The organism is Micromonospora sp. ANENR4 (genome assembly GCF_015354395.1).
GTDB lineage: Bacteria > Actinomycetota > Actinomycetes > Mycobacteriales > Micromonosporaceae > Micromonospora > Micromonospora aurantiaca.
In genome coordinates, this window is record NZ_JADKYQ010000001.1 from 655,223 (window position 1) to 667,181 (window position 11,959).

General features: G+C 75.2%; 14 protein-coding genes. 5 read left to right on the forward strand and 9 right to left on the reverse strand.

Going from position 1 to position 11,959, the window contains the following annotated elements:
* Positions 1–188 precede the first annotated feature (188 nt).
* Positions 189–626, reverse strand: a complete 438-nt coding sequence (locus IRY44_RS03185; RefSeq protein ID WP_013283650.1) for an ATP-binding protein — start codon at positions 624–626, stop codon at positions 189–191.
* Complete coding sequence (locus tag IRY44_RS03190) at positions 626–976, reverse strand: STAS domain-containing protein (protein WP_013283649.1); 351 nt, start codon at positions 974–976, stop codon at positions 626–628. Before IRY44_RS03190 ends, IRY44_RS03185 begins: the two co-directional genes overlap by 1 nt.
* Before the next feature lie 92 nt (positions 977–1,068).
* On the opposite strand from IRY44_RS03190, the gene IRY44_RS03195 reads away from it, so the two are divergent.
* The 3 genes from IRY44_RS03195 (at position 1,069) to IRY44_RS03205 (ending at position 4,781) form a co-directional block, all read left to right on the forward strand.
* Entirely contained in the window at positions 1,069–3,624 is a 2,556-nt protein-coding gene (locus IRY44_RS03195; RefSeq protein ID WP_228531430.1) for a DEAD/DEAH box helicase, read from the forward strand.
* A gap of 256 nt (positions 3,625–3,880) precedes the next feature.
* Complete coding sequence (locus IRY44_RS03200) at positions 3,881–4,087, forward strand: hypothetical protein (protein WP_013283647.1); 207 nt, start codon at positions 3,881–3,883, stop codon at positions 4,085–4,087.
* A gap of 115 nt (positions 4,088–4,202) precedes the next feature.
* Complete coding sequence (locus IRY44_RS03205; RefSeq protein WP_194798942.1) at positions 4,203–4,781, forward strand: hypothetical protein; 579 nt, start codon at positions 4,203–4,205, stop codon at positions 4,779–4,781.
* Between the two features lie 64 nt (positions 4,782–4,845).
* Here IRY44_RS03205 and IRY44_RS03210 read toward each other — a convergent pair whose 3' ends face one another.
* From IRY44_RS03210 to ssd, 7 genes are all read right to left on the reverse strand, one after another.
* Positions 4,846–5,232 carry an Rv3654c family TadE-like protein gene (locus tag IRY44_RS03210; RefSeq protein ID WP_194798943.1) on the reverse strand — a complete coding sequence of 129 codons (387 nt, stop codon included), beginning with the start codon at positions 5,230–5,232 and terminating at the stop codon, positions 4,846–4,848.
* A 134-nt stretch (positions 5,233–5,366) separates the two neighbouring features.
* Complete coding sequence (locus IRY44_RS03215) at positions 5,367–5,789, reverse strand: TadE family type IV pilus minor pilin (protein ID WP_370584828.1); 423 nt, start codon at positions 5,787–5,789, stop codon at positions 5,367–5,369.
* Between the two features lie 50 nt (positions 5,790–5,839).
* Entirely contained in the window at positions 5,840–6,007 is a 168-nt protein-coding gene (locus IRY44_RS03220) for a DUF4244 domain-containing protein (RefSeq protein WP_013283643.1), read from the reverse strand.
* 23 nt (positions 6,008–6,030) lie between these two features.
* Positions 6,031–6,759: a type II secretion system F family protein gene (locus tag IRY44_RS03225; RefSeq protein ID WP_194798944.1), complete on the reverse strand. Its 729-nt coding sequence runs from the start codon at positions 6,757–6,759 to the stop codon at positions 6,031–6,033.
* Positions 6,759–7,661, reverse strand: a complete 903-nt coding sequence (locus tag IRY44_RS03230; RefSeq protein WP_194798945.1) for a hypothetical protein — start codon at positions 7,659–7,661, stop codon at positions 6,759–6,761. Before IRY44_RS03230 ends, IRY44_RS03225 begins: the two co-directional genes overlap by 1 nt.
* Positions 7,658–8,869, reverse strand: a complete 1,212-nt coding sequence (locus tag IRY44_RS03235) for a TadA family conjugal transfer-associated ATPase (protein WP_194798946.1) — start codon at positions 8,867–8,869, stop codon at positions 7,658–7,660. Before IRY44_RS03235 ends, IRY44_RS03230 begins: the two co-directional genes overlap by 4 nt.
* Complete coding sequence (gene ssd / locus IRY44_RS03240) at positions 8,866–9,969, reverse strand: septum site-determining protein Ssd (RefSeq protein ID WP_194798947.1); 1,104 nt, start codon at positions 9,967–9,969, stop codon at positions 8,866–8,868. Before ssd ends, IRY44_RS03235 begins: the two co-directional genes overlap by 4 nt.
* Positions 9,970–10,215: 246 nt before the next feature.
* Here ssd and IRY44_RS03245 point away from each other — a divergent pair, with 246 nt between their 5' ends.
* Together IRY44_RS03245 and IRY44_RS03250 are read left to right on the forward strand one after the other, a co-directional pair.
* On the forward strand, positions 10,216–10,911 hold the full coding sequence (locus IRY44_RS03245) for a hypothetical protein (protein ID WP_194798948.1): 696 nt from the start codon (positions 10,216–10,218) through the stop codon (positions 10,909–10,911).
* 42 nt (positions 10,912–10,953) lie between these two features.
* Positions 10,954–11,919: an aminoglycoside phosphotransferase family protein gene (locus tag IRY44_RS03250; protein WP_194798949.1), complete on the forward strand. Its 966-nt coding sequence runs from the start codon at positions 10,954–10,956 to the stop codon at positions 11,917–11,919.
* The last annotated feature ends 40 nt before the right edge of the window (positions 11,920–11,959 follow it).

The window sequence follows — 11,959 nt, forward strand, 5'->3', positions numbered from 1 at the left end:
GGGATGGGATCACTTGCTGACAACCCGCGTACTGTAGCCCTCCGGCGTGGCGGAGGTCACACCGAGGGGGCACCGTGTCTCGATGATCTTCGTAACTGTGTTATGCGAAGAAATCTGATATATGGCGCGGCCAATACGACGAGGCCGCGCCCCCCTCGCGGGGAACGCGGCCTGCGTGTGCGAATCGGTCAGGCGCGGCCGGCCGGCCAGGACATCCGTACCTCGGTGCCGACGCCGTCGTCGACCGGGCGGACCTGGAGGTCCTCCACGAAACCGGCGAGCAGCGCGAAGCCCACGCCGGTGGTGAGCGCGTCCTCGCTGAGCGACTCCTTGGCCAGCTCGTCCGGGCCGAGCGCGGCCAGGCCGAGACCCGCCTCGATCGGGGCCCGGTCCACCACCCGGACCGTGTAGCCGCCACCGTCGGACATCTCCACGTACACCGGGTCGGCCAGGCCGTACTGCCGGTGCAGCGCCACCGCCCGGGTGCACGCCTCACCGATGGCCAGGCGCACCTCGTCCAGCAGGTCCTCGCGTACGCCGGCCCGCCGGGCCACCGCGACGCCGACCAGGCGGGCGGTGCGCACGTGCACCGGGGCCGGAGAGAAGGACAGCTTGACGGTCGCCATCACGCGCCGGTGGAGTCGGCGGCGATGGCCGCGTCGACCGTCGGATGCAGCGGGAAGACCTGGTCCAGGGCGGTGATCCGGAAGATCTTGAGCAGCGGCTCCTTGTCGCAGACCAGCGCGAACGAGCCACCGGCCGAGCGCAGCCGCTTGAGCGCGCCGACGAGCACACCGAGCCCGGTCGAGTCGAGGAAGTCCACCCGGCCGAGGTCGACCACCACGTGGCGGGCCCCGCCGTCGATCAACTCCAGGAGCCGTTCCCGCAGGCGGGGGGCGGTGTAGACATCCACCTCACCACCGACCTCGAGCACCGTGTGCTCCCCCACGGCGCGGGTCGCCAGCGACAGCTCCATCGGTCCCTCCTCGGTAAACTCTCCTGGGCATCTAACCATCCCCCCGTGCGGCCCTCTCGGGTCACCGGCCACGCCCTCCCCATACCCCCACCCTGCGGTTCCCAATTCCGAACACCAGTGCGAGAGTGCAGGACGTGACCGACCACAGCCCCGGCCCGCGGCGTGCGCCGGGCGAGCTGCTGCGCCGGTTGCGGCTGCGTCACAGCACCGACCCGGTCACCCACGTCGAACGCGTCCCGGCCCGCGCCGGCGAGCCGGTCGGGTGGCCCGGCTGGGCGCCGGAGGAACTGCGGGCGGCGTTCGCGCGGCGCGGCGTCACCGCCCCGTGGCGGCACCAGGCCGAGGCCGCCGAGTTGGCGTACGCGGGCCGGCACGTGGTGGTCGCCACCGGCACGGCGTCCGGCAAGTCCCTGGCGTACCAGCTTCCCGCGCTGAGCACGCTGCTCGCCGACCCGCGCGCCACGGTCCTCTACCTGGCGCCGACCAAGGCGCTCGCCGCCGACCAGCTCCGCGCCGTCGCCGGTCTCGAACTCGACGGGGTACGCCCCGCCACCTACGACGGGGACACGCCGCGCGCCGAGCGGGAGTGGATCCGCCGGCACTCCCGGTTCGTGCTGACCAACCCGGACATGCTGCACCACGGCATCCTGCCCGGGCACGCCCACTGGTCCGGGTTCCTGCGCCGGCTCGCGTACGTGGTGGTCGACGAGTGCCACACCTACCGGGGGGTCTTCGGCTCACACGTCGCGCACGTACTGCGGCGGTTGCGGCGGCAGTGCGCGCGCTTCGGGCGTACCCCCGTGTTTCTCCTGGCCTCGGCGACCTCGGGTGACCCGGCGACGGCGGCCGGGCGGCTCACCGGCCTGCCCGTCACCGCCGTCACGGAGGACACGTCGCCGCGCGGCGGGGTGACGTTCGCGCTCTGGGAGCCGCCGCTGCTGCCGCCCACCGACTCGTCAGTCGACGCCGACCTCGTCCAGGTCCGGCGCTCGGCGCTGCGGGAGACCGCCGACCTGCTCGCCGACAGCGTGGTCGAGGGGGTACGCACGCTCGCGTTCGTACGGTCCCGCCGGGGCGCCGAGGTGGTCGCCGCGAACGCCCGGCGGTCGCTCGACGAGGCGGTGCCCGGGCTGGGCGACCGGGTGGCCGCCTACCGGGCCGGCTACCTGCGCGAGGAGCGCCGCGAGCTGGAACGGGCGCTGCTGCACGGCGACCTGCTCGGGCTCGCCTCCACGAACGCGCTCGAACTCGGCGTCGACCTGGTCGGGCTGGACGCGGTGCTGATCTGCGGCTGGCCCGGCACCCGCGCGTCGCTGTGGCAGCAGGCCGGGCGGGCCGGGCGCTCCGGCGACGAGGCGCTCGCCGTGCTGGTGGCGCGGGACGACCCGCTCGACACCTACCTGGTGCACCACCCGGAGGCACTGTTCGGGCGGCCGGTCGAGGCGACGGTGCTCGACCCGGCCAACCCGTACGTGCTCGCGCCGCAACTCGCCTGCGCCGCCCACGAGTCCCCGCTCACCCCGGCCGACCTGGACCTGTTCGGTGAGGGCGCGAAGGAGGCGGTGGACTCGCTGGTCGAGGCGGGGGCGCTGCGGCAGCGGCCCACCGGCTGGTACTGGCGGCACCGGGAACGCCCCGAGGTCGACCTGCGAGGCGAGGGCGGCGCCCCGGTGTGCGTGGTGGAGGAGTCCACCGGACGGCTGCTCGGCACCGTCGACGGCGGGTCGGCGCACTTCCTGCTGCACACCGGCGCGGTCTACCTGCACCAGGGCGTCTCGTACGTGGTCGACTCGCTCGACCTGGCCGACGGGTGCGCGCTGGTGCACGCCGAGGAGCCGGACTGGTCCACCCACGCCCGCGACGTGACCTCGCTGTCCGTGGTGTCGGTCCGCTCGTACGTGGACGCCGGCCCGGTCGGCCTGTTCCTCGGCGAGGTGGACGTGACCAGCCAGGTGGTGTCGTACCAGCGGCGGCGCATCGCCACCGGCGAGGTGATCGACACGCGCCCGCTGGACCTGCCCGCCCGGGAGCTGCGCACCGTGGCGGTGTGGTTCACGCTCTCCCCCGAGTCGCTGACCGCCGCCGGTGTCGAGGCGGCGGACGTGCCGGGCGCGCTGCACGCCGCCGAGCACGCCGCCATCGGTCTGTTGCCGCTGATGGCGACGTGCGACAGGTGGGACATCGGCGGGCTGTCCACCGCGCTGCACCCGGACACCGAGGCGCCCACCGTCTTCGTCTACGACGGTCACCCCGGCGGCGCGGGTTTCGCCGAGCGGGCGTACGCCACCGCCGCCGCCTGGCTGCGCGCCACCCGGGACGCGATCGCCGAGTGCGGGTGCGAGACCGGGTGCCCGTCCTGCGTCCAGTCCCCGAAGTGCGGCAACGGCAACAACCCGCTGGCCAAGGCGGAGGCGGTGAAGGTCCTCGACGTGGTGCTGACCAACCTCGCCACGGCCGGCGGCGAGGCGGCGGTGGCCGGCCCGGAGGCGGTGGCCGGCCCGGAGGCGGTGGCCGGCCCGGAGGCGGTGGCCGGCCCGGAGGCGGTGGCCGGCCCGGACTCGGGCGGCCCGGAGCGCGGCGAGGTGTTGCCCCGGCAGGACGACCGGGCGGCCCGCCCAGCTCAGGCGGCCGGTGCCCCACCCGCCTGACCGCACCAGGCCGATTGGGGCTGCCCGCCGCCACTTCGGGGAGGTTGCGGTATCGACAGGTGCTGGACCCCGCCACTTCCCCGAACTGGTGTCGATCAAGCTGGGCCGTGCGGCTCCGCGGGTGCCCAGGTGTCTGGTTGGTGGGACGGGTGCATGAGGGTAGGGCCGTCGGGGCATTGATGTATGGGAGCGCTTCCATGCATCATTTCCGGTAGCGCACAGGTGACCCGAGACCCGTCCCGCCGGAGGTGCCGCCGTGGCCGACACGATCGCCGAGACCGTCGAGCTGCTCTACACCATCGACCAGGAGAACCTCACGCCCGACCAGCAGATAGCGCTGGGCACCGCGATGGCCACGCTCGCCCAGGCGGAACGGCTGGAGCAGATCAACGAGCGCCTGCGCGGCATCCACCAGGTGCTGAACAGCTGGGCGATGAAGGCCACGGTCGACGGCGGTCGTTGACCTCGCTGACCTTGCGCCTCGCCCGGTGTGCCGGCGTCGGGGTGTGTGGGTGCGATCGGGTGAGCGGTGGTCGGTCTGCTGTGCAAGACTCCGGCGACCCCTCGAAGGAGATCCCATGTCGCCCGACAACCTGCAGGCCCAGCACCGGTTCATCATCCGTCAGCGGCTCCGGATGATGGTCAACCAGTACGAGGTGCACTCGGTCGCGCCCGACGGCTCCGAGGGCGGGCTGCTCGCGTTCGCGCAGCAGAAGCGGCTCGCCTTCAAGGAGCAGGTGACCATCTACACCGATGACTCCAAGCAGTACCCCCTTCTCGGCTTCAAGGCCCGTCAGCGCCTCGACCTCGGCGCCACCTACGACGTGACCGATCACGCGGGCAACCCCATCGGGCTGTTCCGCAAGGACTTCGCCCAGTCGCTGTTGCGCTCGACGTGGCACGTCGAGCAGCCCGGCCTGCCGCCCGCCACCGGGCAGGAGCGCAGCCTGCCGGTGGCGCTGCTGCGCCGGTTCGTCGACTCGCTCTCCTGGCTGCCGTACCACTTCGACTTCATGGCCGGCGGCCAGCCGGTGTTCTCGGTCGACCGGAAGTGGGGCCTGCGGGACCGGTACTCGGTGGAGATCCAGCACCCGCAGATCGACCGTCGGCTGGTGATCGCCATGTCGGTCGGACTGGACGCCCTCCAGTCCCGCTGACCTGGCCCGACGGCTCACCCGCCGAGCCGGGCCCGGCTCGCGGCTCAGGCACGGTCTTCGCGTGTCAGGAGCGGGCCGGGCCGGCTCGGGACGTCGCGGTGGCGTCCCGGGTCAGTCCCGGCAGCGGCGCGACGCGTACCCGTGCCGTGACGATCAGGTCCAGTCCGTCGGCCCGGCATCCGGTCATCCGGCCGCCGTTGGCCGAGACCAGGTCGGCCGCGCGAGCGCAGGCGGCGTCCGCCCCGTCGAGTACCCGACCGGCACCGGCCAGCGCACCGAAGTCCGCCGCGCTGCGGGCCTGATGCCGCGCGCACCGCGCCGCCCCGACCGCGGCGCCGAACACCCCGACCAGCACGAACACCAGTCCGATCGCGAGCAGGCAGACCGTGGCCCCGCCCCGGTCGGCCGAGGGCGCCCTACCAACGGGCTCCCCGCGCTCTCCGCTCCCCACGGTCCCGTCCACCCGGGATGTGGTCGTCCCGGGCCCGCTCGTTCTGAGCCTGCTCGTTCTGAGCCTGCTCGTGTCGGCTGGCCCTTCCACGGCGAGCCGGCGGAACGAGGAGTCGGCCCCGGCACTGCTGGGACTCACGGCACCGGGCCCGGCGCGCCGGGTTCCACGGCGGCCACCGCCTCCGCCGACACGACCAGTCGGGGCAGCCGCGTGCCGAACGTCCGGACCGGTGCCCGGACCGCCGCGGTGACCCGATCACCGGCCACCGTCACGGCCACTTCGGCGCCGCCCGGGGCGTAGCGGGTTCCGGCGACCGTGCCGGACTCGCCCCGGGCCGCGGCGAGAGCCGCCTCCCGGGCCGCGTCGACGCACGCGACCCGGGTACCCACCGCGTTCACCGCGGTCAGCCCGGCGACGAGGAGCAGCATGAGCGCCGGCAGGCCGGCCGCCAACTCGGCGGTGAACGAACCCCGCTCGCACGCGATCCGCGAGCGCCACCGGCGCCACAGCGCCCCGGCCCGGCGGCCGACGGTGTCCCGGGCGGGCTCGGTCGGCACGTCGAGCGGGTGGGCCGACCGGCCACCACGGCCGGCCCGCCGGCGCCCGATCACTTCAGGGCCCGGTCGATGACGGCGGTCAGCGCGGACTGCACGTTGCCGGAGGTCAGCACCTTCAGCAGGATCCCAGCGAAGGCGACCGCCGCGAGAGTGCCCACCGCGTACTCGGCGGTGTTCATACCCGCGTCACCTCGCAGGCGGGTGAGGAGCTTGCGCATGTCGTACGTCCCTTCTCGATGGTTCACAGCACGTCGCCGAGAACGGCGACGATCACCGGCACCAGACCGGCGAGAATGAAGGCGGGCAGGAAGCACAGCCCGAGCGGCAGCACGATGAGCACACCCGCGCGACGGGCCGCCGCCTCGGCCGCGGTCGACCGTTCGGCACGCAGTTCGTCGGCCAGCCGGGTCAGCGCGCGGGCCAGGGCGGCGCCGCTGTTCGACGAGCGGACGGCCGCCGCGACCACGGGTTCGGCACCGGCGACGCCGTCCAGGTGCGCCCACGCCTCGCCGGGGCCGCCACCGAGCCGGACCGTCCGGCCCACCCGGCCGAGCCGGTCCGCGAGTGGCCCGCCGAGCGCCTCCGCGACGGCCAGCACCGAGCGGTCGACCGGCGCGCCCGCCCGCAGCGCGGCGGCCAGTAGGTCAGCGGCCAGCGGCAGGTCGGCGGTCTCCCGCAGTCGCCGTTCCCGGACGGCGCGCGGCTCGATCCGGCGCAGCAGACGGTCTGCGGCGACACCGGCCAGCAGCCCGAGGACCACGCCCGTCACCCCGCCGACGACCACGGCCACGGCGATCCCGGCCAGCGCTGCGCCGAGGCGTACCCGATCCGGCCACCACGCCGGGCGAGTCGGCGGCGGTGCCGGGGCGAGCCGGCGCAGCCGCCGTACCGGGCGGACGACCGGACCGGCGACGACTAGGAGCGACGCGGCGCCGCCGAGGCAGACGGCGGCCAGCACCTGGCGCGACATCAGGCGGCCCGCCCGGGCGTGACGCCGAGCCGCTCGGCCCAGAGCAAACCGCCGACCTGCAACACGACCGCCGCCACCGCGCTACCCGCACCCACCGGCGTGTGCAGGAGCACCGCCACCGGATCCACCCCGATGCCGTAGCCGAGCCCGATCCCGCCGAGCGGCAACGCGGCGAGCAGCCAGGCGGTCGCCCGCGCCCCTGCGGCCTGGGCGGCGGCAGCGGCAAGTCCCCGGTCGGCGGCGCGGGCGTCCGCCTCGATCCGTTCCAGCAGATCGGCCAGCGGCGCGCCGGTCCGGTCAGCCAGCCTTCCGGCGGCTCGGGCCAGCCGCGCGACGCGTCCCGGGCCGTCGTCGACACCGCCGTCGGCAGGTAGCCCGGCCCGCAGGTCGGCGGCGACGGCGGCGAGCCGGTCGAGGTCGCGGCGGTGCGCGAGGGCGGCCGTCCGGTGGGTACGCCGGCGCAGCACCGCCCGGGCCCCGAGCACCCCGTAGGCGGCGAGCACCACGGCTGCCACCGGGCCACCGAGCAGCGCCCCGGCCACGGCGCCACACAGCGCCGCCACCGGCAGCACACGTCCGGCGGAGAGCGCCGGAGCAGGAGACGATGCCGCGGAGGGTGGCACCGGAACCGGCACGAGCTCGGTCCACCGCCGTATCTGATGCCCGGGGCGACGCCGATCCCGGCCCCGGCCGGGCGGACGGGGGAACGCCTTCGGCCCGGAGTCGAGCGGCCGACGTGGCGGGTCCGGCGGTGCTGCACGCGCGCCCTTCGCCCGCTCGGCCGGGGTGCCCGCCTCGCCCAGGACCGCCAGCCGCCGGGCGCGACCGGCCCGCACCGGCCAGGCGACAGCCACCGCCGCGGCGGCCAGGAGCAGCACCGCAAGCCAGAGGTGGCCGGTCACGACGGTTCCGCCGGGGTGGGCCACGCCGCCTGGAGCATCGGCGGCACCGGCGTTCCCCGCTCGCGCACCAGGTCGGCGAGCGCCCGCGCCGCCGGACCGAGACCTCTGCCTCGCACCCAGGCCGGCACCACTCTCACCACCCGGTCGGGCCCGTCGGGCAGCAGCAGGCCGATGGAGTCCAGGACGCGTCCCTCGCCGGTGCGGCGGAGCTGCAGGACGACCTGCAACGCGGCAGCGACCTGGGCGTGCAGCGCGAGCCGGGGCAGGCCGCCGAGCATCCCCAGCGCCTCCAGCCGGGCCGGAACGTCGGCCGGCGCGTTCGCGTGCAGCGTCCCCGCCCCGCCGTCGTGGCCGGTGTTCAACGCGGCCAGCAGGTCGACCACCTCGGCGCCCCGGCACTCGCCCACCACCAGCCGGTCCGGCCGCATCCGCAGCGCCTGCCGGACCAGGTCACCGAGCCCGACGGCACCGGCGCCCTCCACGTTCGCCGTCCGCGCCTGCAGGCCGATCACGTGCGGGTGCACCGGACGCAGCTCGGCGGCGTCCTCCACCAGCACGATCCGCTCGGTGCCGGGCACCAGCCCGAGCAGCGTGTTCAGCAGCGTCGTCTTGCCGGATCCGGTGCCGCCGCTGACCAGGTACGCGAGGCGGGCCGCCACGAGCGCGGCGAGCAGTGGCGCGACCGGCCGGGGCACCGTGCCCCGCTCGACGAGTTCGTCAAGGGTGAACGGCCGCTGCCGGAAGGTACGAAGCGACAGGTAGGGCCCGTCGGTCGCCACCGGAGGCAGCACCGCGTGCAGGCGGGTGCCGTCGGGCAGGCGCGCGTCGGCGTACGGGGAGGCGTCGTCGAGCCGCCGACCGGCCGCCGAGGTGAGGCGCTGCGCCAACCGGCGTACGTCGTCGAGCGTGCCCAACGGCACGGCGACCTGCTGAAGGCCCCGTCCCCTGTCGACCCAGACCCGCACCCCGTTCACCAGTACGTCGGTGACCTGCGGGTCGGCGAGCAGCGGTGCCAGTGGACCGGCGCCGACCAGGTCGTCGTGCACCCGGTCGGCGATCCGCAGCAGCGTGGTGTCGCCGAGCACCGCCGTCGCCGGTTCGGCGCGTACCGCGGAGACGATCGCCGCGGGCGTGACCGGGGTGGCCTCGGCGGCGAACCGGTGCCGGACCCGCGCGGCCAGTTCCCCCTGGTCGGCGAGCGCGGTCACGCCGCACCCGCTGCGGACGGCCCGACCATCTCGTCCACGAGCCGCTGGCACAGCACGGCGAGCGGCCCCTTCCCGCTCGCGCCCGGCGCCTCGCCCCGCTCCAGCCCACGGCACAGCCCGGGCTCGGGTCTCAGCGTGCCGGCGAGCGGCAGCCCCAGCGCCCGGGACACCTCGGCCGCGCGCAGCCGTCCGGGCGCTGGACCGCGCACGACGACCGACAGGTCGACGCAGTGCGGCGCGGCGACGGCGGCGACCCGGGCCGCGGCGGCTGCCGCCCGCAGCTCGGCCGGTACGACGAGCAGAGCCCGGTCGGCGGCCTGGAGCGCGATCACCGCCGCGTCGTCGAGGTGCCGGGGCAGGTCGAGCACGACCAGGTCCCGCCCCCGTCGGCCGGCGTCGACGGTGGCGGCCATCGCCTCGGCCGGCAGGTGCCGCAGGTCGCCCCGGTCCCAGGAGAGCACCACCAGGTCACCCCGGCTGGGCAGCGCACGGATCAGCGACGGCGGGTCGACCCGCCCGTCCGTGCCGGCCAGCTCGGGCCAGCGCAACCCGTCGAGCTGCTCCCAGCCGAGCACCAGGTCGAGACCACCGCCGAGCGGGTCGGCGTCGACGAGCAGCGTGCGGAGCCGGGACCGGGCCGCGCTGACGGCGAGCCCACCTGCCAGCACGCTGGCTCCGGCGCCGCCCCGGCCGCCGAGGACGGCCACCACCCGGCCCTGACCCGGGCCCGCCGGACCGGCCACGCACTCGGCGAACCGGTCGACCAGCCAGGGCTCGGCCGCCGGCAACGTCGCGACGTGCTCCGCGCCGACGAGTTCGGCCAACTCCGTACCCGGATCGAGCTCTCCGGAGCGACCGACCAGGACCGTGCGGGCGCGGCGGGGCAGGCGCGCCCGCAGGCAGGCCGCCGCCTGGTCGGCGCCGATGAGCACCAGCGGCGCCGGCGCCCAGCGGGCCCGGGCGGCGGCCGGGTCGGCCGCCAGCTCGACCTCGGTGCCGCCGGCCGCCGCGAGTCGCAACAGCTCGTCGAGAAGGTCGCCGTCGGAGGTGACGAGCAGGGGCAGGCGACGGTACGGCGGGAGCGGGGTACGGGGCGGCATGGCGGCCTCCATCAGTCGAACTCGGACGTGCCGGGTGCAGCGTGCCCGGGCGGAGGAGGCGGGACCGGTGCCCTGTGGACAACGGAGGGCGTTGTGGACAGACCTCGGTGGCCCGGTTGATCTGCTATGCGCCGGAGACGGAGACAACGAGTGGCCCGCCGGCCATTGACGACGGGGACGATCAATAACGGATAATCGGGGCCCCTCGCCGCTCGATGAACGGCACCGGCTTGCGGAATCGAGGCCATGACCGATTCACCGCACCCCCTCACGCCCCCCTCGGTACGACCCCACTCACGGTCCGCCCCCGCGGCCGGCAACGAGATCTGGCTCCGCGATCCGTCGCCGACGCTGCTCGCCGCCATCGCCATCGGACTCGTGGTCGTGGTGCTGGCAAGCATCGTCAGCGTCTTCGCCACACCCCGTCGCCCCGACCTCCCGCCGCCGCTCGAAGGCCAGGCGATCCTGGCGTCCCCGACGAGGGCGGGGTCGGTGACGGAGACGCCCGCCGAGTCCTACGCGCCGCCGTCGGTGTCGTTCTCCAGCCGTGCCGTGGCGCCCAGCCGCACCGCCGCACCGACCCGCCGCCCCACCCCGGGCAGCCGGCCGACCTCGTCGAAGCCCACGCCTCCCCGGCCGAAGCCGCCGATGGTCGGGCCCGGGGAGCTGGCCCCGCTGCCGGCCTCACGCGAGTCGCGGCTGCGCTCGCACGGCGGTGGTCCGTCGACCTTCATCGACTTCGTCAACGCCCGGGAGTCGACAGTCGTGGTCCACTGGATCAACTACGACGGCCGTCGACAGCAGTACGCGGTTCTGCGCCCCGGGCAGTCCTACCGGCAGCAGACGTACGTCGGTCATCCGTGGGTCGTGACCGACGAGCGGGGCCGAGGCCTGGTGTGCTTCGAGCCGGACCGGCGGACGCTGCGCGCGGTGATCCGGTAACTCCCTTGCCGGGCCCGACCGGCGGCTGCGACGCTCCGCCGGGTGATCGACAAGCCTGATATCGACGAGCGGACGCTGGCGGCCGAGGTCGCCGCCGCCTGGCCGGTGGACGTCGTCGACCTGGTGTTCATGCCGGTCGGACTCGACGGGCAGGCGTGGGCGTACCGGGTGGAGACGTCCGACGGCGGGCGCTACTTCCTGAAGGTGCGGCGGGGTGACTTCACGCCGGCCGCCGTCCTGCTGCCCGGCTTACTCCGGGCGCAGGGCCTTCGGCAGGTGGTCGCGCCGCTGGACCTTCCCGACGATGGCGCCGGGCGCGGGTTCGGGGACTATCGGCTACTGCTCTACCCGTTCCACGACGGCGGCAGCCTGTGGGGGCGCGGCCTCACCGACCGCCAGTGGATCGAGTACGGCGAGTTCCTGGGCCGGCTGCACCGGGTCACGCCGAGCGCGGAGGTCGCCGCCGTCCTGCCGGCCGAGACGTACCGGTCGAGCGCGGGCGAGCGGTTGCGCACCCTCGGCGGGCAGGCCGCGACGAGCGAGGTTCTGGGCGCCTTCTGGGCGCGGCACGGCGCCGCGCTGCACCGGTTGGCGGAGACCGTCGACGACCTGGCGTCGCGCGTGGCGCCGGGGCAGCACGTCATCTGCCACGCGGACATCCATCCGGGCAACCTCATCGCCGACGGCGACGGGCCGCTGCACGTCGTGGACTGGGACGCGCCGATCCTCGCGCCGCGCGAGCGGGACCTGATGTTCGTCTACAGCACCGACTTCGGCGACCACCCGATCAACGCGCGCCGGGCCGAACTCTTCCGCGAGGGCTACGGACCGCTGGAGCCGGACCCGGTCCTGCTGCGTTACTACCGCAGCGAGCGGCACCTCGACGACGTAGCGGCGTTTCTGGGCAGCATCCTCGATCCGGCGGCCAGTACGGAGTCCCGGGCCAACGATCTGCACTGGCTCACCCGCATCGCCGAGGCGGTCGCCGGCCCCGGGTACGCGCCCTGATCTCACTGCGGACGCAAAGGGACGACCCCCGTCGGGGGGA